This is a genomic window from Pontibacterium sinense (genome assembly GCF_015209595.1).
GTDB lineage: Bacteria > Pseudomonadota > Gammaproteobacteria > Pseudomonadales > Balneatricaceae > Pontibacterium > Pontibacterium sinense.
The window spans coordinates 21714-43057 of sequence record NZ_JADEYS010000007.1 but is presented as its reverse complement, the minus strand read 5'-3'; the positions used below and the strand labels follow the sequence as shown (position 1 = coordinate 43057).

The following is a 21344-nucleotide window of genomic DNA, read 5'->3' as shown; positions in this document are numbered from 1 at the left end:
CCCTTTCATCCTGTGGAATCTTTATCTGCCACACCCGCTTCAGCAAATGTTGCCATCTCCGCATGAAGACGACACGCCGCACGCAGAAGGTCTACCGCCAATGCCGCCCCACTGCCTTCGCCAAGACGCATCCCCAGCTTAAGCAACGGTGTCACCTGCAGATGATCCAACAACAGCTGATGCGCCGGTTCATCAGAGCAGTGACCGTAAATAAACCAGTTTTTGACCTCGGGCTTCATCGCAATGGCAATCATCGCTGCCGCCGTGCTGATAAAACCATCAATCAACACCGGAATCCCTCGCTGTGCCGCACGGATATATGCTCCGGTCATGGCCGCAATCTCGAAACCACCGAGACATTGCAGCGCCTTTAACGGCTGATCCGCCGCGACTTGATGTAAATCCAGCGCCTGTTGAATCCGTTGTGCTTTCTGTTCGACCCGCGCCGCGTCCAATCCCGTACCCGGTCCAACCAGCTCTCTTGCCGGGCGCTGAAGCAACGTAGCAACCAACGCACTGGCCGACGACGTATTTCCAATCCCCATTTCACCCGCAATAAACAGATCCGGGGGGGCCGATAGAGATTGCTCAATACGTTCAAACCCAACCTTTAGTGCTCGACTCAACTGATCTGCATTCATTGCAGCCGCCGTCGAAAAATCCTCAGTGCCTTTCGCAATAACGCGTGAAATAACATTGTCATGTTCGGGCACGGTCGCTAGCGTGCCCAGGTCCACAACTTCAAACCGGGCACCCAAATGACGCGCTAATACAGAGATCGCTGCACCACCAGATGCAAAATTCATCACCATCTGCGCGGTGACTTCCTGCGGATAAGCTGACACACCCGCTGCGGCGATGCCGTGATCCGCTGCAAATACCGTGATCTGCACATTGTCCACTTGCGGCTTAAAGCGCCCTTGCATTGCAGCTAAACGTACCGCAACAGTTTCAAGCTCACCCAACGCTCCCAACGGCTTGGTTAATACCGCTTGATGCTGATAGGCCGCACGCTGATGATCCATATCACAAACGGCAACGGGCTCATGCAACCAGGTATTCATAGTCTGTGTACTCATAAAGGCTGTTTGATCTCCAGCGGAATACCAGCGACGGTTAATGTCACACGATCGCAAATTTCACCCAAGCGCTGATGTAACCAACCCGCCTGATCCTGAAATTGGCGACTTAACTCGCCCATCGGGACAATCCCCCAACCGACTTCGTTACTTACAAAAATCAGTTCTCCCGGCAAATTGTCCAATACCTGATACAGGGCATTCAATTCCCGCTCTAAAACGCCGGGATCAGCTAATAATATATTTGTAACCCACAAGGTCAGGCAGTCGACCAGCAAACAGACATCATCCGCTGCATGTTCATGTAAGACTTGAGCCAACGCGATCGGCTCTTCGACCAATCCCCATTCAGCCGGACGCTGTTCCCGGTGACGTAAAATACGGTCTGACATCTCACCATCCCCCGCCTGAGCGGTGGCGATGTAAACTACACGACAGCCGAAATTCTGAGCCCGCTGTTCTGCCAAACGACTTTTCCCCGAGCGGGCACCGCCCAATATCAACTGTTTCATGGCTGCTTTTGTTTCTCCGCATTAACCCGCTGCAAAATTGTACGCGCCTCATCCAGCTGTATGCATACCTGTTCAGCCCCGTCTACGGCACGCATCGTGGCACGATGAATCGCATCTGCATCAACGCCATATAACAACTGATAACGTATTACTTTCATCTGAGACCAGGGCTGCCAGTGATCTCGCCAGTGAGGGTCGTGCCGCTCTACGCCTGCCAGTATAAGATCGGGATCTGCCGCGATCACCGCTTCGATGTTCACACGTGGTGCAACCTCTGGACGATTGGCGAAGATATTTCCACCACCACACAGCTGGATAATCTGATCGATGAGTTGACTACTATTGGCGGTAATCAACGGCTGATGCCAAAGCTGATAAAACACCCGGAGCGGTGTCTGGGACCGGTGTTTTTCACGTAATACTCTGATCCGCTGCTCCAGATCGGTTGCGGCCTGTTCTGCCCCCTCATTCCGCCCTGTCACCGCCCCCAGCCTGCGCAGAGCACTGGCGATCTCAGCAAAACTATCGGGGGATTCACGTAACACGGGAATACCGAGTGATTCGATTCGTTCCAATTGTGATCCGGGAGAACCGTCAATCCATGCGACTACCAGATCAGGCTGCAAAGACAAAATACGCTCTATATTCAAGTTCGCATAATCGCCCACACGCGGGAGGTACTTTGCCGCCTCAGGGTAATCTGAATAGGAGACAGCCCCCACCAACAGATCACCCGCACCGATCGCGTAGAGATTTTCTGTCACGTGAGGCGCTAAACTGATCACCCGATTGGCAGGTTGCGGCAGGATCAGAACCTGCCCCTGGTCATCGACAACGCTGATCTCGCTCAATACACTGCCAGAAATCAGCATCAGCCAAAGACTGAAGAAAGCATTTAACATGTATTTTTTATGCACATTATGAAATAATGCGGCATCAAAGCTGAAAGTCAGGGCCGCAACATGACTGAAAGCAGCGGTTGGCATAGCGTTACCGTTCAAATGGCAGGATTGCCAGCAGTATACCACCGCCTTAAACTTCGCGGAGACAGCATTCATGATCTCAATTAATGAGCCACGCAAAAGCCCACCTTTTGCGATGTTCAATTTAGGCTTCCGTCCATTTTTTCTCTTAGGTGCAATCTCTGCGGTTGTTCTACTAGGTATCTGGTTGGTGCTCTACAGCAGCGGCATGAGCGTGCAGTATTACAGCAACACGATGTACTGGCATGCACACGAAATGATTTTTGGCTTTACGCTGGCGATCATCGGTGGGTTTCTGCTCACCGCGGTCCGTAACTGGACCAATGTACAGACCCCTTTCGGCAAACCTCTGATGCTGATTACCGCCGTCTGGTTCATTGCCCGCTTTATGCCCTTTATTCCAGGACTGCCGGAGTGGCTCATCGCCGTCGTCGATCTGGCATTTGCACCGGTTGTAGCGGTGGGAATCGCAATACCGATTCTCCGGTCGGCAAACTACAGGAACTTACTGTTCATTCCTATTCTGGCCGCGTTTTTTATCGCGAACCTCATGGTTCATCTGGAGATACTGGGTATCACGGAGAACACCGCGCTCAAGGGCCTCCACGTAGCGCTGTATTTGGTATTGCTGGTCATCACTGTGATTGGCGGACGCGTTATTCCCTTCTTCACCGAACGAGGTGTCGAAGGCGTGACATGCACACGCTATGCGTGGATTGAGAAGTCGATCATCCCAGCCACGGCCATCTGGTTGGCAGTGACCCTGAGTGGTTTTAGCACCTTGATTAGCATCGCTTCAGTGATCGTTTGTGTACTGAGTTTCGTACGCTTATACGGTTGGTTCAGCCCGGCAATTTTCAAAAACCCGCTGGTGTGGATTTTACAGTTGGGCTATCTCTTTATCCCGGTGGGTTTTGCTCTCACGGCACTCGCCTCTGCGGGGCTGGTCAGCAGTTCAATTGCAATTCATAGCTTTGCGGTGGGCGGTATTGGCCTGATCACACTTGGCATGATGGCTCGTGTCTCCCTTGGTCATACCGGACGCCCTCTGGCCGTGACCCCGATGATTGTAGCGGCCTTTATCCTGATGACGCTGGCTGCGGTGATTCGAGTTTCTATCACGCATCTGCCAATCCCGTATCTGGCCGGATTACATTTGTCTGGTACTTTGTGGATGCTGGCGTGGATACTGTTCCTGATCCGTTATTTGCCTATCCTGATTAAACCACGTGCTGATGGCCTCTTCGGCTAACACCTAATTACTACAGATACAAAAAAGCCTGTCACAACGACAGGCTTTTTTTTGGTTCCGGTGATTATTTCTTCAGATCAACCACCACACGACCACGTACCTGACCATTTACAATCCGATTAGCGTAATCGTCAACCTGATCCAGTGAGATCAGTTCAGAGATTTCACCCAGTGCAGAATCAGGCAGCTGACTCTGTAGACGGCCCCAGGCTTCCTGACGGCGTGCAACCGGACACATCACGGAATCTACACCCTGCAGACGCACGTTACGCAGAATAAATGGCATAACCGTGGTTGGCAGTTTAAAACCACCAGCCAAACCGCAGGCCGCCACAACACCACTGTAGTTCATTTCCGCCAGCACACGCGCCAGAATTGCATCACCCACGGTATCAACAGCACCCGCCCAACGCTGACGTTCCAGCGGACGACTTTTTTCAGCCATCTCTTCTCGCGTCAGTATCGTAGTCGCCCCCAGCTCGCGCAGATACGCTTCAGTTTCCGGACGTCCTGTCACTGCAGCCACTTCGTACCCCAATCCAGCCAGAATACTCACCGCAACACTGCCGACACCGCCTGCAGCACCTGTAACAATGACCGGGCCACTGGTTGGCAATACACCACCGTCTTCCAGCGCCATAACACATAACATTGCGGTCAAACCGGCGGTACCGATCTCCATGGTTTTGCGCGGCTCCATACCTTCAGGCAGATGTACCAGCCATTCAGGTTTCATACGCGCCATTTGGGAGTAGCCACCCCAATAATTTTCACCAACGCCCCAGCCCGTCATGACAACTTTGTCACCTGCGCTGTAATCATCGGATGCCGACTCCACAACCGTACCAACCAGATCAATACCTGGCACCATTGGGAAGTTACGAATGATCTTTCCGGTACCGGTCACTGCCAGACCGTCTTTGTAGTTCAGGGACGAGTAATCGACCTCAACCAGCACATCTTCAGCCGGCAATGCATCCAGCTCCAGCGACTCCACAGCGGAAACCGTTTTACCTTCGACCTCATTCAGCACTAATGCTTTGAACATCACTTCGTCCTCGATCATTAAGTTAATTTGTCTTACAAATATAAATTAATAAAAATTCAAGTCAACGCTTTCTTACGTTAGAATAGTCTCTGATCAACTATTCAGTATCGGAGAGCACCCCTTTGAGCTTTGAGGTAGAACCGGTAAATCGCAGCAGCCTATCCAGTCAGATTGCCGATCAACTGCAGGAAGCGATCCTTGATGGCACGCTGAAAGCCGATGATCGTTTGCCGACAGAAGATGAGTTATCCAAGCGATATCAAGTATCCCGTCCGACGATTCGTGAAGCCTTGAAACGCCTTGCGGCAAAAAATCTGGTCCGCTCAAAACGCGGCCCCACTGGCGGGACATTTGTCACCAAGCCTTCAGTTGCCCAACTCAGCGATAGCCTGACCAGTGCGGCAACGATGCTCGTCAGTCTGAAAGAGGTGGATCTGGACGAAATTAACGCTGCTCGTCTCGAACTGGAAAGCACCTGCTGTCGCCTGGCGGCGCAACACCGTAGCGAAAGCCAACTTAGCGCGCTAATCCACGAGCTGGAAGTCCAGACAGATGAACGTATCACTGCGGAAGATTTCTGCGCCTCTGACGTTCGATTCCACCGAATAATTGCCGATGCCAGTGGTAATCGCATGCTCGCTTTTGTGATGTATGCCGTCATCGAAGCGTTGCAGCCCGTTGCGAATATGATCGCTTATCGATTTCGCGAGCGTACGGTCATCATTGACCATCACCGGCGTTTGCTCGAGGCGATTCAACAACAGGATGCCGATCTCGCGTGCGGTATTCTGAAGGAACAAATTGAGTATCTGGCTGCACGTCATCAAGACGCACAGGACTGGCGCGCGGGCAAAGCCGACTAATCGCTTATACCCATGATCTGGCGCAAACAGCACAATACTGCACGTACAGGGCATATGGGCTTTCAGCACTGATTGCTATATCCTTGTCAGTAGTTTTATGACACTTTTCTGACCCCCTTTCAGACTAGAAGGAGCACTCGTGGACGCAAGCAGTACTGTATGGATCATCGCCGTTGTAGCACTAATCGTGGGTACTTTGATTGGTTATTTGCTGGGACGTTCTGGCGGCAATGACAATCGTCAGCTAGAGCTGATTGAGCAGCTGGACGAAACTCAACGCGAACTGGCGGAATACAAAGAGAAGGTCACAACACACTTTGAAGAGACGGCCGATCTGGTCAGCAGTCTGACCGATAGCTACAAAGCGGTTCACCTGCATCTGGCGAAAAGCTCTGTTGAACTGTGCAGTAGTGACGTTGCGACCCGTACGCTGGAAGAAGCTGCTCAGCCACGTCTGACCGCAGAACCTGAAGAAGATGTTGTCGCAGACGCTACAGCATCCGAAACGTCTGAAGAGAGCGATAGCTCAATGGCAGCACCACTGGATTACGCACCGAAAAAACCAGACGAAGAAGGTACGCTGTCTGAAACCTTCGGTCTGAAAGAAGGTGAAAAGGAGGGTGAAGAAACCCCTGCTGATCCTGCTGACTTTGCAGAGAAAAAAGAAGAGAACAAGACTGAAGAAACGACTAAACCAGCCTGAATGATTACTCGTTTATCCAGTACAAAAAACCGGCTCATATAGGCCGGTTTTTTGTACCCAAATACTGTACTGATCAGACTGGATTATCGATATCCACAAACATCTGCTCAATACCAAACTTTTCGGCCAGCTCTTCCCCTAAGGCTTTCGCGCCAAAGCGCTCTGTTGCATGATGCCCGGCTGCAATGTAGTGAACGCCATTTTCACGCGCACTATGCACCGTGGGTTCTGAAATTTCACCCGACAAATATGCATCTAATCCAAGATCAATAGCTTTCTCGATATAGCCTTGTGCACCACCGGTACACAAACCGATTGTGGTAATCCGATGCTCCCCACCCGCAATAAGCATGGGAGGGCGATTTAAAACCTGACTGACGCGATCACCCAGCTCCTGCAAACTCATAGGCGCATCAAGTCTGCCCGTCACGCCGATACTGAGGGGGTTACCCTCTTCCAATCCGCCGGTGACCGTTATTCCCAGCAATTTGGCCAAAACCGCGTTATTACCAATCTCCGAATGCGCATCCAGTGGCAGGTGATAGCCCAGTAGATTGATATCATGCTGCAGTAAGGTCTTAATACGTCGCTGTTTCATTCCGGTAATACAGGGATTTTCCCCTTTCCAGAAATATCCGTGGTGTACCAATATCGCATCAGCATTCCACGCGACAGCGGCATCAATCAGCGCCTGCGACGCCGTCACACCTGTCACAATACGACTCACCTGCTCACACCCTTCGACCTGCAACCCATTCGGCGCATAGTCGCGAAAACGTTCCGGTGTAAGCCTTTGGTCCAGATAGTTGACCAGTTCTTTCCTACTTATCGACATATAATCCTGATTCAGATTCACATAACCATTGTTATCTTCGTATAATTCAAGAATCCCGTTAAACCTTCAACCCCGAGACAATGCGAAGATTCTCTTTTTTACTATGGCCCGTCGTCACCGGTATATTCGCAGCGATTATTCTGCTGCAGTTTTTTCCTGACCTGTTTGCCCCTAAGGTTAACACGGTAGAAATCCGGCAGACGGATAAGCCCTCCCTACAACCCGCTGGCGCTCGAGGCCAGGGACCTGTGTCGTATGCGGATGCGGTAAACATTGCTGCGCCTGCCGTCGTAAATATCTATACCCGGACACTGGTTAAGCAAAAAACACCCCTCGCTGATGACCCGTTTTACCGTAATTTCCTTGATCAGCGCGATACACCACACAGGCAACGCATTGAATCCAGCTTAGGTTCAGGCGTTATTCTGAGCCCACAAGGTTACATTGCCACTAATAACCATGTGATCGAAGGTGCCGATAGTATTGTTGTCGCTCTGAAAGACGGCAGAGAGGCAATGGCCTCATTGATCGGCAACGATCCGGAAACAGACCTTGCCGTTCTGAAGATTGATCTGGAAAGCCTGCCCAGCATCACACTTACGGACTCAGATGGCATTCAGGTTGGCGACGTAACTCTCGCGATAGGCAACCCATTTGGCGTTGGCCAAACAGTCACTATGGGCATCATCAGCGCCACAGGACGTAATAGTCTGGGCCTGAATACCTATGAAGATTTTATTCAGACAGACGCCGCCATTAATCCAGGCAACTCAGGCGGAGCATTGATCGATGCTTACGGTAACCTGATTGGTATCAATACCGTCATTTATACAAAATCAGGCGGCTCTCAGGGTATTGGGTTTGCAATCCCATCCAACCTGACGAAGCAGGTTATGCAGGATTTGATCCAGCATGGCCGGGTTATTCGTGGCTGGCTGGGCATTGAAGTACAGGAACTCACACCCCAGTTAGCCGAATCGTTTGGCATGTCTGATACGCGTGGTCTTATTATCGCCGGTATTTTTCGAAACGGACCCGCCCATCAGGCGGGGATTCAACCCGGGGATATCATGATTGCGATCAACGATAAACCGATCCGTGATCGCCGGACATCCATGGACCAAATCGCCAAATATAAGCCGGGTGACGAGATTAGCATTGATGTCATTCGAAACGATCAGCAACTGTCTCTGACAGTGAAAATCTTTGAACGACCACGCAGCCGCAGCTGATATAACACAGAGACATTCAGACTATAAAAAAGGCTCCGCCAGGGAGCCTTTTTTATTTGTCGATCACCCAGTAGCGATCAATCTTTCTTGATACGGTATTCAGCAGAACGGGCGTGAGCTGTCAGGCTTTCTCCGCGCGCCAGTACAGACGCCACTTTACCCATCTCTGAAGCACCCTCTGCGGAGAACATAATCAGTGATGAACGCTTCTGGAAATCATAGACACCCAGTGGCGAAGAAAAGCGTGCGGTACCCGATGTCGGCAAAACATGGTTGGGGCCAGCACAGTAATCACCCAGCGCTTCCGCGGTATACCGTCCCATGAAAATCGCCCCAGCATGACGCACCTTCGGCACTAATGATTCAGGATCTTCAACCGATAATTCAAGATGCTCTGGCGCGATGCGATTGGTCACTTCCATCGCTTCGTCCATGTCCTTCACTTTAATCAGCGCAGCACGCTCACGTAAAGAGACGTCGATAATCGATTTTCGCTCCATCGTTGGCAGCAGCTTATTAATGCTCGCTTCCACTGCACTAATAAAATCAGCGTCAGGAGACACGAGAATAGACTGCGCATCTTCATCATGCTCTGCCTGTGAAAACAGATCCATTGCGATCCAGTCAGGGTCCGTCTTGCCATCACAGACAACAAGAATTTCAGATGGACCTGCGATCATATCGATGCCAACGGCACCAAAAACCGCACGCTTAGCCGTAGCAACAAAGATATTGCCAGGACCGACGATCTTATCCACTTTCGGCACAGTTTCAGTACCGTAAGCCAGAGCAGCAACCGCTTGAGCGCCACCCACACAGAAGACACGATCAACACCCGCCAGCGCAGCCGCAGCCAGCACCAGCTCGTTCACCTCACCATCCGGCGTCGGCACGACCATAATAATCTCGGCCACACCCGCAACTTTTGCCGGCATTGCGTTCATTAGGACTGATGATGGGTAGGATGCCTTACCACCCGGCACATACAAGCCAACACGGTCCATCGGGGTTACTTTCTGGCCCAGCATTGTGCCGTCAGCTTCGGAGTACTGCCAAGACTCACCTTTCTGGCGCTCGTGATAACCACGCACACGCTCAGCGGCCGTCTCCAAGGCCTGGCGCTGCTCAGCAGGCAGATTGTCGAGAGCATTGTGCAAACGCTCCTGACTCATCTCCAGCTCAGCCATAGATTCAACCTGTAGACGATCAAAGCGGTTGGTATATTCAACCACTGCTGCATCACCTTCGGCCTTCACACGCCCCAGAATCTCATCAACAATCTGATTAACCTTACCATCAGATACGGATTCCCAAGCCAAAAGACGGTCCAGTTCAGCTGCAAAGTCATCCTGCTGAGAATCCAGACGGGTAATACTCAGGTCACTCATACAGATGCCTCCGCCTCTCTGGCATCGATAGCGGCCGCCAGCTTATCCAAAATCGGCTGAATCTGTTTGTGTTTCATTTTCATGGATGCCTGTCCGACAACCAGACGGGAACTGATGTCATCATCAATCGATTCCATCGGTTCCAGACCGTTAGCGCGCAGCGTATTGCCAGTATCAACAATATCTACGATGCGATCCGCCAGACCCATAATAGGTGCCAGCTCCATCGCGCCGTACAATTTGATGATATCAACCTGAACACCCTGCTTAGCAAAGTAATCACGGGTGATATTGACGAACTTGGACGCCACTTTCATACGACCTTCAACCGCAGGCGCACCCTTCATACCGGCAACCATCAGCCTGCAACGGGCAATCTTCAGATCCAGTGGTTCATACAAGCCTTTAGCACCATGCTCAAGCAACACATCTTTACCGGCGATCCCCATATCCGCACCACCATACTCAACATACGTTGGCACGTCGGTCGCACGAATCACCACAAACTTGATATGCTCATGGTTCGTATCAAAGATAAGCTTACGGCTACTGAAGATATCCTCAGCCGGAACAATATCAGCCGCTGCCAACAGAGGCAGGGTCTCTTTGAGGATACGCCCTTTGGACAGCGCGATGGTCAGTTGCTGCTTCATGCTACTCTCAATACCTGTATTTAACCTGGCACACGCTTAATACGCGCACCTAATAACTGCAATTTCTCTTCAATACACTCGTAACCGCGATCGATGTGATAAATACGATCGATCACCGTGTCACCGTCGCTCACCAACGCTGCAATCACCAAACTGGCTGATGCACGCAGATCGGTTGCCATAACAGGCGCGGCCTGCAGCACCTCAATCCCTTCAGTTACAGCAGTATTGCCGTCAATGGAAATCTTTGCACCCATGCGGATCATCTCCTGCATGTGCATAAAACGATTCTCAAACACGGTTTCTTTGATACGACTCACCCCTTCTGCAACCACATTCATCGCAGCAAACTGAGCCTGCATGTCTGTTGGGAACGCAGGGTAAGGGGCTGTTGTAATATTCACTGCTTTAGGGCGCTTACCGTGCATGTCCAACGCGATCCAGTCATCGCCGGAGGTAATTTCTGCACCCGCTTCAGTCAACTTTTGCAATACCGCATCCAGCGTAGTTGGATCGGTATTTTTAACCTTAACACTGCCGCCCGTTGCAGCCGCCGCAGCCAGGAATGTACCCGTTTCGATACGGTCCGGTAGCACATCGTAAGAACAGCTGTGAAGGCTTTCGACGCCATTCACGACGATAGTATCAGTGCCTGCACCCTGAATGTCAGCACCCATCGCATTCAGGCAGTTTGCCAGATCAACGACTTCAGGTTCACGTGCCACGTTTTCCAATATGGACTGACCTTCTGCCAATGCAGCGGCCATCAGAATATTCTCGGTACCGGTCACAGATATTACATCAAAGAATATCCGGGCTCCCTTCAAGCGACCATTGCTCTTAGCGCGGATGTATCCAGCTTCAACCAAGACTTCTGCACCCATGGCACGCAGGCCGTGAATATGCATATCCACAGGACGCGAACCAATTGCGCAACCACCAGGCAGAGAGACTTCGGCCTCACCAAAATGCGCTAGCAACGGCCCCAGTACCAGAATGGAAGCACGCATGGTTTTAACCAGCTCATAGGGTGCAACCGTTTCAGTCAAAGTGCCCGCATTGATCTCAACGCGCATTTTTTCGTCCATCACCAGATCGACACCCATGCGACGCAGCAGCTCAAGCATGGTGGTGATGTCGTGCAAATGAGGAAGATTGCCAATCTTAATCGGCTCTTTTGATAGCAGAGTCGCAGCTAGAATAGGCAGGGCAGAGTTTTTCGCACCAGAGATTTTCACCTCACCGTGCAACGGCGTGCCGCCTGAAATAATCAGTTTATCCATTGACTTACCTGAAGCTCATTGGAAGGTTATTTTTGCAGCGCGTCCCACTGCTCGGGAGTGTAGGCTTTGATGGTTAATGCGTGGATTGTGCCGTCAGCGATGTATTCATTCAGACATCCATAAACCAACTGCTGTTTTTTTACCGGGCGCAGGCCTTCAAACAGCCCCCCAACAACAGTCACCTGAAAATCACACCCTTCACCGGCAGTATATGCGGTACAGCCTTCGAGTTTGGACTCGATGATCTGTTTGACTTCTTCTGCTTGCATTTCATACTCCAACTGGCGAACTATGCAATGTGTTCAAATAAACGCGAAATCATACCGGATTGAAACAAAAAAGGCGATCTGTCAGATCGCCTTCTAATGAGTATTCAATTAGCTAAAGCATTGCTCCAGCCCCACCAACCCCGCAATGGACTGCATATCAGATGGGACATTAACTGGCTTCAAGGTCAGACCTAACACCTCTGCACGACGCAATGCGCACAACCACAATGACAGAGCAGAACTATCAACCCGACTCACGCCGGAAAAATCACAAGAGACCTCGCCTGACATCTCACCCAACAACTGATCGACAGTTTTGCGGATTTCAGTAATATCCGAAAACTTTAACGCACCGGATAACTGCAACTCCAGCTCACCCGTGCGCTCGACTTTCCAATCAGCCATTGCTGACGCCTTTATCAGGGTCAATTTGCTCTTTCCACATCGCCACCGTGCGCGACACATCGCCCCGGGATTTCTGCGCCAAATCTGCAAACTGATTTTTGAAGGTCAATCGCAAGTTCACACCATCCAGGTTCACATTAACTAAACGCCACTCACCCGCTTTTTTGCGCATGTAGTACACCAGCGTGAACTTTGTGCCAGCACCAGATGTAACCTCAACCGTCACAATTTGCTTATCCGGCTTAGGACTTTTCTTTCTCGCCGGAACGACTTCATAACCCTTAATATCAAAGCCAACAATGGCTTTCGCATAAGTTTTCAGCAATGTAGTACGAAATACGCCCGCAAACTCAGTACGATCATCAGCAGAAGCTTTACGGTAGTACTTACCCATAACTAGCTTGGAGATGTAAGGAAAATCCACCACTGGATCCAGCAACGTATCAATTTCGGAGACCAGCGCTGAAAACTTCCCTTCCTCCCGATAGCTGGTATCTTCCATTAAATTTAGCATTTTGCCCGTTGCATCTTCGACAACCTGGCTTGCCTCCTCCCATGAAGCCACGGCGGGCAGAGACGTCGTCAACAACAATGCGGTTAAAACTACTGTCACTTTGTTTACAAGCTGCTTAAACATAGAAAAACCTTTATTCCGAAACTTCATTGAATAGGAACTTACCAATCAAGTCCTCAAGCACCAAGGCTGACTGGGTATCCTCGAAGAAATCACCATCCTGCAGAAACTCTTCTTCAGCACCAGCTACCACACCAATATATTTTTCCCCAAGCAACCCAGCGGTCAGTATAGATACAGAACTGTCGATCGACAGAAAATCCACATCTTTGGAGATTTCCATCTCCACCAAGGCCTGCAGTGCGTCAGAATCCAAACGAATATCCGTTACCTGACCAATCAGCACCCCTGACATAGTGACTTTAGATCGCTCCGTAAGCCCGCCGATATTCTCAAAGCGCGCATAGACACGGTAAGTCCCTTTGCTCTCGAAATTAAGACCGCTGACGTTCACCGCCAGCATCAACAGAGCCACCAACCCCATCAATAGGAAAGCACCAACTCCTATCTCCAAGACCCGGATGCGCATACTATAAATCTCCAAACATTAATGCAGTCAGAACAAAGTCTAGTGCCAACACCGACAACGAGGCATAAACCACCGTTTTGGTCGTGGCATCACTAATCCCTTCCGACGTTGGAACACAATCATATCCCTGAAACACTGCGATCCAGGTTACGACAAAACCAAATACCACCGCCTTAATCAGGCCGTTTAGGATATCCTCAGAAAAATCCACTGAGTTTTGCATGTTGGACCAAAATGATCCTTCGTAGATACCCAGCCACTCGATACCCACCAGCGCGCCGCCAAATATACCGACCAGAGAGAAGATGGTCGCCAATACCGGCAAACAGATAAAACCCGCCCACAAACGTGGCGCAACAATACGTCGCAACGGGTCAACCCCGATCATTTCCAGACTAGAAAGCTGCTCAGTTGCTTTCATCAAACCGATCTCTGCCGTAAGTGCAGAGCCTGCCCGACCTGCAAACAACAGAGCAGTAACCACTGGCGCAAGTTCACGCACCAAGCTCAGCGCCACCATCTGTCCTACAGCCTGCTCGGATCCGTAGTCCACTAAAATCGTATAGCCCTGAAGCCCCAGCACCATACCAATAAACAAACCTGAGACCACAATAATGATCAGTGACAACACACCCACAAAGTGAATCTGCTTTATCACCAGCGGCAGCATAGTCGCGGGCTGCGGACGCGCAATCAGCGACTGCATCAAAATAATGCCTGCCGAACCAAACGCTTCGAGCTTTTTCAATCCGTTATGCCCAAGACGGGCTAGTAAATCCAGCATACTCAGCTGTCCTGCAACAGTTCAGACTGATAATCCCCGGCCGGGAAGTGAAACGGCACAGGCCCATCAGGTAATCCCTGAATAAATTGGCGCACTTTCATTGAAGTCGCATTATTGATCTCTTCCGGTGTTCCTCTGGCAACAACTTCAGCATCTGAAATCAGATAAATGTAGTCGGCAATCGCCAGAGTTTCCTGAATATCATGGGAAACAATAATACTGGTATGACCCAAGGCTCTATTGAGTCGACGAATTAAGTTCACTAAAACACCCATTGCGATCGGGTCCTGCCCGGCAAAGGGTTCATCGTACATAACAATTTCCGGATCCAGTGCAATCGCCCGCGCCAATGCCACACGTCGCGCCATCCCCCCAGACAACTCGCTGGGCATCAGATCACGCGCGCCACGTAATCCAACCGCGTGCAACTTCATCAGAACGACATCACGAATCATCTCTTCCGACAGATCCGTATGCACTCTCATCGGGAACGCAACATTCTCGTAGACACTGATATCCGTAAAAAGTGCTCCGCTTTGAAACAACATCCCCATACGTGAGCGCATCTTGAACAACTCACGGCGGTTCAGACGCGGAATATCCTTCCCATCTACGAGAATTGAACCGTTTTCCGGCATCAACTGCCCACCGATCAAACGCAACAATGTTGTTTTACCGGTGCCAGAGGGGCCCATAATGGCGGTGATTTTTCCACGTGGCACCTGAATGTCCACGTTGTCATATATCGCCCGTTCTCCACGCGAAAAACTGAGTTGTTTTATGTCAATAATGACGTCGTCGAAGCTATCCATAGGCTCTATAGATGTAGGGAGTTGCGGCTAGTTCCTTCCTAAACAACATTTTTATCGAATACTGTTTCGAAAGACTGGAGGAGCATTACCGGATTCAAAAGGCCGCGAATTGTACCACTGACCACCTTAAATCTGAACAATAAATAATTTTGCTCAATGCAATAGATTATTCCAATGAGCGCCCCTATCAGCGTTTAATCACACCCCGCATTCTGTTTTAATAGCCCCCTCTATTTACTGGCAACGAGATGCACAATGCTGTACCCAACACTCGCAATCATTACAGGTTTGGTCTTACTGGTATGGAGCGCTGACCGGTTTGTGATCGGCGCTGCTGCAACCGCCCGTAACTTTGGCATGTCGCCAATGCTTATCGGACTGACCATCGTATCCTTCGGCACCTCTGCACCTGAGATACTGGTCTCATACATGGCCTCTATCAATGACGCTGGCGAGTTAGCGGTCGGTAATGCGTTAGGTTCCAACATAGCCAACATCGCTTTAGTATTGGGTATTACAGCCATCATTGCCCCCCTCCCGGTCAAATCCGGCGTGTTGCGCAAAGAACTCCCTCTATTGCTTGCTGTCACAGTCTTTGCTGGCATGCTGCTGTTAGATCTTCAGCTCACCTTAGTCGATAGTGTCGTTTTACTGTCTATGCTGGCGTTAAGTCTATATCTCTTCCAACGTTTTCAGCGTAACGCGTCACCTGAAGAGAACGCCAGCGAAGAGGAAGAGCTGCCCGAGCTTAAAACGGGCAATGCTGTTTTTTGGCTGATTTTAGGACTTGTTATCCTTGCAGGAAGCTCTCGACTGCTAGTCTGGGGAGCGACCGAAGTAGCCTTGGCATTAGGTGTTAGCGAACTCATCATTGGACTGACCATCGTCGCCATTGGCACAAGCTTGCCTGAATTAGCAGCATCTGTGGCCAGCGCCCTAAAAGGCCATCATGATCTGGCCATCGGCAACGTGGTCGGATCAAACATATTTAACCTTGTTGCGGTGATGGCCGTTCCGGGGCTTATCGCACCGCTATCGATTGATAGTATAGTTTTGTTAAGGGATTACAGCGTTATGCTGGGCCTCACCGTCGCGTTGATTGCTTTCGGTTTAATTCAGAAACCACCGAAGATCAACCGATATGAAGGCGTACTACTTACCGCCTTATATGCAGGCTATCTGGTCCTACTATACAATATGACCGTTTAATTCCGGGCACCGAGACAACGATGACAAAAAAAGCTGACTTCCTGGCGTCTGCACGCCGCACCATCCAGCTGGAAACCGAAGCTGTAAAAGACCTAGAGAATCATCTGGACGGTGACTTTCAACACGCCTGCGAACTCATGAGCCAATGTACCGGTCGCATCATCGTTACAGGCATGGGCAAGTCGGGCCATATTGGCCGCAAGATTGCTGCCACACTTGCCAGCACAGGCACGCCTGCTTTTTTTGTGCATCCAGGTGAAGCCAGCCATGGGGATTTGGGGATGTTCACATCTGAAGATGTCGTCCTGGCCCTGTCAAATTCTGGTGAAACGGCAGAAATCGTGACTATTTTACCGTTGATCAAACGGATGAACGCCCCACTTATCAGCATGACGGCCAAACCGGATTCCAATCTATCCCGAGCCGCGAATGCCAATTTACATATAGGCGTGGAGAAAGAGGCCTGCCCACTCAACCTGGCCCCGACTTCCAGCACAACAGCGCAGCTGGTCATGGGTGATGCATTAGCGATCGCATTGCTGGAAACCAAAGGATTTAGCAAAGAAGACTTTGCCTTCTCCCATCCTGGCGGCAGCCTTGGCAGACAACTGTTGTTGAAAGTAGAAAATGTCATGCACAGTGGTGACGATGTCCCTTGTGTAAAGGAAGGGACGTCACTGCACAACGCACTCTTCGAAGTCACCCAAAAACGCCTGGGCATGACCGCAGTACTTAATGAAGCCGGTGTTGTTACCGGAGTCTTTACTGACGGAGATTTGCGTAGAGCTCTGGATCATGAAGTCAACCTGAAGGGCACCCCGATTGAACAGGTAATGACCGTTGACTGCACTACGATTCGTGCCGATATTCTGGCAGCTGAGTGCCTTCAGATTATGGAAAGCAAGCAGATTAATGCATTGCTAGTCGTCGATGACGACAACAAACCTATTGGTGCGCTGAATATGCACGATCTGCTTAAAGCAGGCGTACTCTGATACCCCCCCCATTAAACCAACAGAATGTGGAGCAGACCAGATGAACTGGTGCCAGGATCTAACCGAAGAACAAGCCACGAAACTTCAGGATGTTAAGCTGGCAGTATTCGATGTTGACGGCATTTTAACCAACGGTCAGTTGCTATTCCTTCCGGACGGTCAGGAAGTGAAGCAGTTTAATACCCTAGATGGGCTTGGTATTAAGCTTTTACAAAAAGCGGGTATCGAGACAGCGATTATTACAGGCCGGCGCTCCTCTCAGGTTGAGCTACGCGCACGTTCACTAGGCATCACCTATTTAGAGCAAGGTCGCGAAGACAAATTGATCGCGCTAAAAGAGCTATGGCAGAAAAGCGGGCACAACGCTAACACAACGGCGTATATCGGTGATGATCTGCCCGACCTGTCTGCTATCCGCGCGGTAACATTTGGGGCTACTGTACCCAACGGCCATCCTTTGGTTCAGAAACATGCGGACTGGTGCACATTACGTCGTGGCGGCGAAGGCGCCGGGCGTGAATTCTGCGAGAAAATACTGGCAGCACAAGACAAGTTGGATCAGGTATGGGAGCCATACCTCTAGTGTCTACTGCTCGCACTCGTTTAATTATCGCAGCGCTTCTGCTAGGCCCCGTACTGCTGTACTGGGGGTTGGGCATTGCTCCCAGTGAAAGAAGCCAACCTCCCAAAGCGCTGCAAGAAGGCGAAGATTACTTTGCTACAGATACTCGCACCCGGGTATTTGACGACAAGGGCATGTTAGAGCAAACACTTTCGACTCCACGTCTGGATCATTACCCCGATCGGGCAGAGAGCGAACTCACTAGCCCTGAGATCGTCCTTTACGGTACAGACGGTTCTGTAACCACCACAACAGCAACACAAGGCACCCTACCTGATGACCGAGCGAAGGCTCTGCTCACGGGAAACGTTCAGATTAAAGATCGTGCCAGCTCTGGGGCCACCACCCTCGTTCTAACTGAAACACTAACGCTTTACCCCGATACCAAACTGGCTGAAACGGATGAATCCGTCACCATCCTTTCTGACAACACTCGTTACGACGCTACCGGTATGACAGCTTCGTTCGAAAACAAAACACTTAAGTTGTTATCAAACGTACAGGGATTGCATGAGAATGAAGACTAAATTTCTGGCACTGCTGGTTGCAACGGTATTCAGCGCCACAGCCAACGCCTTACCAGAAGACCGTGAGAAACCCATTCACGTCAGTGCCGACAGCGCCTCTATCGATGAAAAGTCTGGCCGAACCATCTACCAGGGAGATGTGAAAATCACTCAGGGCACCCTGCTGATCGAAGCCGATCGCGTAGAAATGGAGCGTGGTAAAGAAGGTGTTGAGCGGGTCACCGCTTTTGGCAAGCAAGCCCACTTCCGCCAGAAGCCCGATACAGACAAGCCGTATACCGATGCCTGGGGGGACACAATTATCTACAAAGTAGAGAAAGAGCACCTCACACTTCAGAAAAATGCCAAAGTCATTAGCGACAAAGACACATTCACGGGTAGCCGCATACTCTACAACCTCAAAACATCAGTTGTGGACGCCTATAGCGATGGCAAAGACGGCAGTAGTGGTCGGGTAGAGATGATCATCCAGCCCAAAAAAGATAAGGACGCTCAATGAGTAAGCTGCAAGCGACGCATCTTGCCAAAAGTTACAAAGGCCGCGAGGTCATCAAAGATGTCTCCCTGTCGATTAAAAGCGGAGAAATTGTTGGCCTGTTAGGCCCCAACGGCGCTGGGAAAACCACCTGCTTCTATATGATCGTTGGTTTGGTGCGTGCTGATCGCGGACAGGTACAGATTGATGAAAAAGAGATAACCCATCTACCAATGCATGGACGTGCCCGCTGCGGTATCGGCTACCTGCCACAGGAAGCCTCAATCTTCCGTAAGATGAGCGTCCGGAACAATCTGTTAGCCATTCTCGAAACACGACAAGATCTGGACAAAAAGCAACGCGAAACGAAAATGTTCGAGTTGCTGGAAGAGTTCCATATCACACATATCATCGACAGTTTAGGTATGAGCCTATCCGGCGGTGAACGGCGCCGCGTAGAAATCGCCCGTGCACTGGCCACCGAACCCTCATTCATCCTGCTGGATGAGCCCTTTGCAGGCGTCGATCCTATCTCGGTCAACGATATTAAAAGTACGATTAAGCATTTGCAAAGCAAGGGCATTGGCATCCTGATCACAGATCACAATGTTCGGGAAACGCTGGATATCTGTGAGAAAGCGTATATCGTGAGTGAAGGAACGATCCTCGCAAGTGGCGCTCCGGATGCTATTATGCAGAATAACGCTGTACGTGCAGCCTATCTGGGTGATACGTTTCAACTGTAAGTCATTATTCAGGCAGTACTTTTCTTTAACACAGCACAGGTTTCTATCGGGTAGTTATGAAGCAAGCGCTACAACTCAAAATCGGCCAGCAACTCACGATGACGCCTCAGCTTCAGCAGGCGATCAGATTGCTGCAGCTATCGACACTGGACCTGCAGCAGGAGATTCAGGAAGCGCTTGAAAACAATCCGATGCTGGATGTTAATGAGGAAGGTGACGCAGATACTCCGGCAAGTGAAGAAAAAAACACGCCGGAATCAGCCTCAGATACAACTCCGGATACCGAAGTTACAGCCCATGCAGATCAAGAGCATACTGAAGAAACTCAAGTTGCCGACGATAACTGGAATGATGAGATCCCAGCCGAACTCAGTACCGACAGCAGCTGGGATGATACCTTTCAAAGTTCTTCACCAGGTAGTAGCCGAGACGATTCAGATGGCACCTTTGAATCCAACGATACCGCTGAAGAAACCCTTCAGGATCATCTTCACTGGCAGTTGAATTTGACGCCAATGAGCGATCAGGACCGCTTGATCGCTACCAGCCTAATCGATGGCATCAACCCCGACGGCTACCTCACTGTCACGCTGGAAGATATTCACGAACATCTGCGTCAACAGGATGGTATCGAGGAATTAGATCTGGATGAAGTCGAAGCCGTACTGCGACGCATTCAACAGTTTGATCCTCCTGGCGTATGTGCACGAGATCTCAGCGACTGTCTCGCAATTCAGTTAGAGCAACTCCCGGATGACACCGCCTGGAAGAAGCAGGCGTTGACGGTCGTCAGAAACTACCTAAAACTGCTCGGTAGCCACGATTACCGCCAACTGATGCGCAAAGCGAGACTCAAGGAGCCTCAGTTACAGCAGGTCATCCTGCTCATCCAGCAGCTCAACCCTAAGCCTGGCGCGACAATCACCTCCAGCACCGCTGAGTACGTAATACCGGATGTCATTGTCACTAAACAGCGTGGCGTCTGGATGGTTAATCTTAATCCAGAAGTGTCTCCTCGCCTGAGAATCAACTCAGGCTACGCCGATCTTGTACGCAGGGCTGATAACAGCGCCGATAACAACTACCTGAAGAGTAACCTTCAGGAGGCCCGCTGGTTTATAAAAAGCCTGCAGAGCCGCAACGAGACACTGATGAAAGTCGCGAACGAAATCGTTAAGCGACAGGAAGGATTTCTAGAGCACGGTGAAGAAGGGATGAAACCCATGGTGCTGCATGACATCGCAGAAGCCGTGGAAATGCACGAGTCCACCATCTCCCGGGTAACAACACAGAAATACATGCACACGCCCAGGGGAATCTTTGAGCTGAAGTACTTTTTCTCCAGCCACGTAAACACCAACGATGGTGGAGCAGCCTCTTCTACTGCAATCCGAGCGCTGATTAAAAAGCTGGTTGCCGCAGAAAATCCAGCAAAACCATTAAGTGATAATAAGATTGCACAATTTCTGGACGAACAAGGATTTAAAGTAGCCCGACGTACAATTGCGAAATATCGGGAAGCAATGAGTATTCCGCCTTCTAATGAACGCAAGCGTCTGGTTTAAT

Annotated in this window: 25 protein-coding genes; 11 read left to right on the top strand and 14 right to left on the bottom strand. The window is 50.5% G+C overall.

Annotation, left to right across the window (positions count from 1 at the left end):
* Positions 1–5: 5 nt before the first annotated feature.
* From cobT to IOQ59_RS08540, 3 genes are read right to left on the bottom strand one after another with little or no spacing between them, the layout of a single operon-like run.
* On the bottom strand, positions 6–1079 hold the full coding sequence (gene cobT / locus IOQ59_RS08550; protein ID WP_228050788.1) for a nicotinate-nucleotide--dimethylbenzimidazole phosphoribosyltransferase: 1074 nt from the start codon (positions 1077–1079) through the stop codon (positions 6–8).
* Complete coding sequence (gene cobU / locus IOQ59_RS08545) at positions 1076–1591, bottom strand: bifunctional adenosylcobinamide kinase/adenosylcobinamide-phosphate guanylyltransferase (protein WP_193952863.1); 516 nt, start codon at positions 1589–1591, stop codon at positions 1076–1078. The genes cobT and cobU overlap by 4 nt, the downstream gene beginning before the upstream one ends.
* Positions 1588–2673: a cobalamin-binding protein gene (locus IOQ59_RS08540; RefSeq protein ID WP_193952862.1), complete on the bottom strand. Its 1086-nt coding sequence runs from the start codon at positions 2671–2673 to the stop codon at positions 1588–1590. The genes cobU and IOQ59_RS08540 overlap by 4 nt, the downstream gene beginning before the upstream one ends.
* On the opposite strand from IOQ59_RS08540, the gene IOQ59_RS08535 reads away from it, so the two are divergent.
* On the top strand, positions 2648–3826 hold the full coding sequence (locus tag IOQ59_RS08535; RefSeq protein WP_193952861.1) for an NnrS family protein: 1179 nt from the start codon (positions 2648–2650) through the stop codon (positions 3824–3826). The genes IOQ59_RS08540 and IOQ59_RS08535 overlap by 26 nt on opposite strands.
* A gap of 64 nt (positions 3827–3890) precedes the next feature.
* On the opposite strand, the gene acuI is transcribed toward IOQ59_RS08535, so the two are convergent.
* A complete protein-coding gene (gene acuI, locus IOQ59_RS08530) occupies positions 3891–4874 on the bottom strand; it encodes an acrylyl-CoA reductase (NADPH) (protein WP_193952860.1) in 984 nt (327 codons plus the stop codon).
* A 122-nt stretch (positions 4875–4996) separates the two neighbouring features.
* Between acuI and IOQ59_RS08525 the strand changes: the two genes are divergently transcribed.
* Together IOQ59_RS08525 and IOQ59_RS08520 are read left to right on the top strand one after the other, a co-directional pair.
* Positions 4997–5737, top strand: a complete 741-nt coding sequence (locus IOQ59_RS08525; RefSeq protein ID WP_193952859.1) for a FadR/GntR family transcriptional regulator — start codon at positions 4997–4999, stop codon at positions 5735–5737.
* A gap of 139 nt (positions 5738–5876) precedes the next feature.
* Positions 5877–6440, top strand: coding sequence for a Z-ring associated ZapG family protein (locus IOQ59_RS08520; RefSeq protein WP_193952858.1), 564 nt, complete (start codon positions 5877–5879; stop codon positions 6438–6440).
* 73 nt (positions 6441–6513) lie between these two features.
* On the opposite strand, the gene IOQ59_RS08515 is transcribed toward IOQ59_RS08520, so the two are convergent.
* Complete coding sequence (locus IOQ59_RS08515; RefSeq protein ID WP_193952857.1) at positions 6514–7275, bottom strand: Nif3-like dinuclear metal center hexameric protein; 762 nt, start codon at positions 7273–7275, stop codon at positions 6514–6516.
* Between the two features lie 80 nt (positions 7276–7355).
* Here IOQ59_RS08515 and IOQ59_RS08510 point away from each other — a divergent pair, with 80 nt between their 5' ends.
* Complete coding sequence (locus IOQ59_RS08510; RefSeq protein ID WP_193952856.1) at positions 7356–8507, top strand: trypsin-like peptidase domain-containing protein; 1152 nt, start codon at positions 7356–7358, stop codon at positions 8505–8507.
* A 77-nt stretch (positions 8508–8584) separates the two neighbouring features.
* On the opposite strand, the gene hisD is transcribed toward IOQ59_RS08510, so the two are convergent.
* The 9 genes from hisD to IOQ59_RS08465 form a co-directional block, all read right to left on the bottom strand.
* Complete coding sequence (gene hisD, locus IOQ59_RS08505) at positions 8585–9895, bottom strand: histidinol dehydrogenase (RefSeq protein ID WP_193952855.1); 1311 nt, start codon at positions 9893–9895, stop codon at positions 8585–8587.
* A complete protein-coding gene (gene hisG / locus IOQ59_RS08500; protein ID WP_193952854.1) occupies positions 9892–10548 on the bottom strand; it encodes an ATP phosphoribosyltransferase in 657 nt (218 codons plus the stop codon). Before hisG ends, hisD begins: the two co-directional genes overlap by 4 nt.
* Before the next feature lie 20 nt (positions 10549–10568).
* Positions 10569–11831 (bottom strand): UDP-N-acetylglucosamine 1-carboxyvinyltransferase, encoded by a 1263-nt coding sequence (gene murA, locus IOQ59_RS08495; RefSeq protein WP_193952853.1) that lies wholly within the window; start codon positions 11829–11831, stop codon positions 10569–10571.
* A gap of 26 nt (positions 11832–11857) precedes the next feature.
* Entirely contained in the window at positions 11858–12100 is a 243-nt protein-coding gene (locus tag IOQ59_RS08490) for a BolA family protein (protein WP_193952852.1), read from the bottom strand.
* A gap of 108 nt (positions 12101–12208) precedes the next feature.
* Entirely contained in the window at positions 12209–12505 is a 297-nt protein-coding gene (locus tag IOQ59_RS08485) for an STAS domain-containing protein (protein WP_193952851.1), read from the bottom strand.
* Complete coding sequence (locus IOQ59_RS08480) at positions 12498–13142, bottom strand: MlaC/ttg2D family ABC transporter substrate-binding protein (protein ID WP_193952850.1); 645 nt, start codon at positions 13140–13142, stop codon at positions 12498–12500. The genes IOQ59_RS08485 and IOQ59_RS08480 overlap by 8 nt, the downstream gene beginning before the upstream one ends.
* Positions 13143–13152: 10 nt before the next feature.
* Positions 13153–13608 (bottom strand): outer membrane lipid asymmetry maintenance protein MlaD, encoded by a 456-nt coding sequence (gene mlaD / locus IOQ59_RS08475; RefSeq protein WP_193952849.1) that lies wholly within the window; start codon positions 13606–13608, stop codon positions 13153–13155.
* 1 nt (position 13609) lies between these two features.
* A complete protein-coding gene (gene mlaE, locus IOQ59_RS08470) occupies positions 13610–14392 on the bottom strand; it encodes a lipid asymmetry maintenance ABC transporter permease subunit MlaE (RefSeq protein WP_193952848.1) in 783 nt (260 codons plus the stop codon).
* A 2-nt stretch (positions 14393–14394) separates the two neighbouring features.
* On the bottom strand, positions 14395–15204 hold the full coding sequence (locus tag IOQ59_RS08465; protein WP_193952847.1) for an ATP-binding cassette domain-containing protein: 810 nt from the start codon (positions 15202–15204) through the stop codon (positions 14395–14397).
* A gap of 255 nt (positions 15205–15459) precedes the next feature.
* Between IOQ59_RS08465 and IOQ59_RS08460 the strand changes: the two genes are divergently transcribed.
* From IOQ59_RS08460 to IOQ59_RS08430, 7 genes are read left to right on the top strand one after another with little or no spacing between them, the layout of a single operon-like run.
* A complete protein-coding gene (locus IOQ59_RS08460) occupies positions 15460–16413 on the top strand; it encodes a calcium/sodium antiporter (RefSeq protein ID WP_193952846.1) in 954 nt (317 codons plus the stop codon).
* Between the two features lie 20 nt (positions 16414–16433).
* Positions 16434–17408, top strand: coding sequence for a KpsF/GutQ family sugar-phosphate isomerase (locus IOQ59_RS08455; protein ID WP_193952845.1), 975 nt, complete (start codon positions 16434–16436; stop codon positions 17406–17408).
* A 40-nt stretch (positions 17409–17448) separates the two neighbouring features.
* Positions 17449–17991, top strand: coding sequence for a KdsC family phosphatase (locus IOQ59_RS08450; protein WP_193952844.1), 543 nt, complete (start codon positions 17449–17451; stop codon positions 17989–17991).
* Positions 17991–18557 (top strand): LPS export ABC transporter periplasmic protein LptC, encoded by a 567-nt coding sequence (gene lptC, locus IOQ59_RS08445; RefSeq protein ID WP_193952843.1) that lies wholly within the window; start codon positions 17991–17993, stop codon positions 18555–18557. Before IOQ59_RS08450 ends, lptC begins: the two co-directional genes overlap by 1 nt.
* Complete coding sequence (gene lptA / locus IOQ59_RS08440) at positions 18547–19056, top strand: lipopolysaccharide transport periplasmic protein LptA (protein ID WP_193952842.1); 510 nt, start codon at positions 18547–18549, stop codon at positions 19054–19056. The genes lptC and lptA overlap by 11 nt, the downstream gene beginning before the upstream one ends.
* Positions 19053–19778, top strand: a complete 726-nt coding sequence (gene lptB, locus IOQ59_RS08435) for an LPS export ABC transporter ATP-binding protein (RefSeq protein WP_193952841.1) — start codon at positions 19053–19055, stop codon at positions 19776–19778. The genes lptA and lptB overlap by 4 nt, the downstream gene beginning before the upstream one ends.
* Before the next feature lie 56 nt (positions 19779–19834).
* A complete protein-coding gene (locus IOQ59_RS08430; RefSeq protein WP_193952840.1) occupies positions 19835–21343 on the top strand; it encodes an RNA polymerase factor sigma-54 in 1509 nt (502 codons plus the stop codon).
* Position 21344: the final 1 nt, after the last annotated feature.

Excerpts from the sequence above, each read along its gene's own strand:
- IOQ59_RS08515 (WP_193952857.1), bottom strand. The coding sequence starts at position 7,275 with ATGTCGATAAGTAGGAAAGAACTGGTCAACTATCTGGACCAAAGGCTT.
- hisG (WP_193952854.1), bottom strand. The coding sequence starts at position 10,548 with ATGAAGCAGCAACTGACCATCGCGCTGTCCAAAGGGCGTATCCTCAAA.
- IOQ59_RS08535 (WP_193952861.1), top strand. The coding sequence starts at position 2,648 with ATGATCTCAATTAATGAGCCACGCAAAAGCCCACCTTTTGCGATGTTC.
- cobT (WP_228050788.1), bottom strand. The coding sequence starts at position 1,079 with ATGAGTACACAGACTATGAATACCTGGTTGCATGAGCCCGTTGCCGTT.
- lptB (WP_193952841.1), top strand. The coding sequence starts at position 19,053 with ATGAGTAAGCTGCAAGCGACGCATCTTGCCAAAAGTTACAAAGGCCGC.
- IOQ59_RS08485 (WP_193952851.1), bottom strand. The coding sequence starts at position 12,505 with ATGGCTGATTGGAAAGTCGAGCGCACGGGTGAGCTGGAGTTGCAGTTA.
- murA (WP_193952853.1), bottom strand. The coding sequence starts at position 11,831 with ATGGATAAACTGATTATTTCAGGCGGCACGCCGTTGCACGGTGAGGTG.
- IOQ59_RS08430 (WP_193952840.1), top strand. The coding sequence starts at position 19,835 with ATGAAGCAAGCGCTACAACTCAAAATCGGCCAGCAACTCACGATGACG.
- mlaE (WP_193952848.1), bottom strand. The coding sequence starts at position 14,392 with ATGCTGGATTTACTAGCCCGTCTTGGGCATAACGGATTGAAAAAGCTC.
- IOQ59_RS08455 (WP_193952845.1), top strand. The coding sequence starts at position 16,434 with ATGACAAAAAAAGCTGACTTCCTGGCGTCTGCACGCCGCACCATCCAG.
- IOQ59_RS08460 (WP_193952846.1), top strand. The coding sequence starts at position 15,460 with ATGCTGTACCCAACACTCGCAATCATTACAGGTTTGGTCTTACTGGTA.
- cobU (WP_193952863.1), bottom strand. The coding sequence starts at position 1,591 with ATGAAACAGTTGATATTGGGCGGTGCCCGCTCGGGGAAAAGTCGTTTG.
- acuI (WP_193952860.1), bottom strand. The coding sequence starts at position 4,874 with ATGTTCAAAGCATTAGTGCTGAATGAGGTCGAAGGTAAAACGGTTTCC.
- lptA (WP_193952842.1), top strand. The coding sequence starts at position 18,547 with ATGAAGACTAAATTTCTGGCACTGCTGGTTGCAACGGTATTCAGCGCC.
- IOQ59_RS08450 (WP_193952844.1), top strand. The coding sequence starts at position 17,449 with ATGAACTGGTGCCAGGATCTAACCGAAGAACAAGCCACGAAACTTCAG.
- IOQ59_RS08480 (WP_193952850.1), bottom strand. The coding sequence starts at position 13,142 with ATGTTTAAGCAGCTTGTAAACAAAGTGACAGTAGTTTTAACCGCATTG.
- hisD (WP_193952855.1), bottom strand. The coding sequence starts at position 9,895 with ATGAGTGACCTGAGTATTACCCGTCTGGATTCTCAGCAGGATGACTTT.
- IOQ59_RS08465 (WP_193952847.1), bottom strand. The coding sequence starts at position 15,204 with ATGGATAGCTTCGACGACGTCATTATTGACATAAAACAACTCAGTTTT.
- IOQ59_RS08490 (WP_193952852.1), bottom strand. The coding sequence starts at position 12,100 with ATGCAAGCAGAAGAAGTCAAACAGATCATCGAGTCCAAACTCGAAGGC.
- IOQ59_RS08510 (WP_193952856.1), top strand. The coding sequence starts at position 7,356 with ATGCGAAGATTCTCTTTTTTACTATGGCCCGTCGTCACCGGTATATTC.
- mlaD (WP_193952849.1), bottom strand. The coding sequence starts at position 13,608 with ATGCGCATCCGGGTCTTGGAGATAGGAGTTGGTGCTTTCCTATTGATG.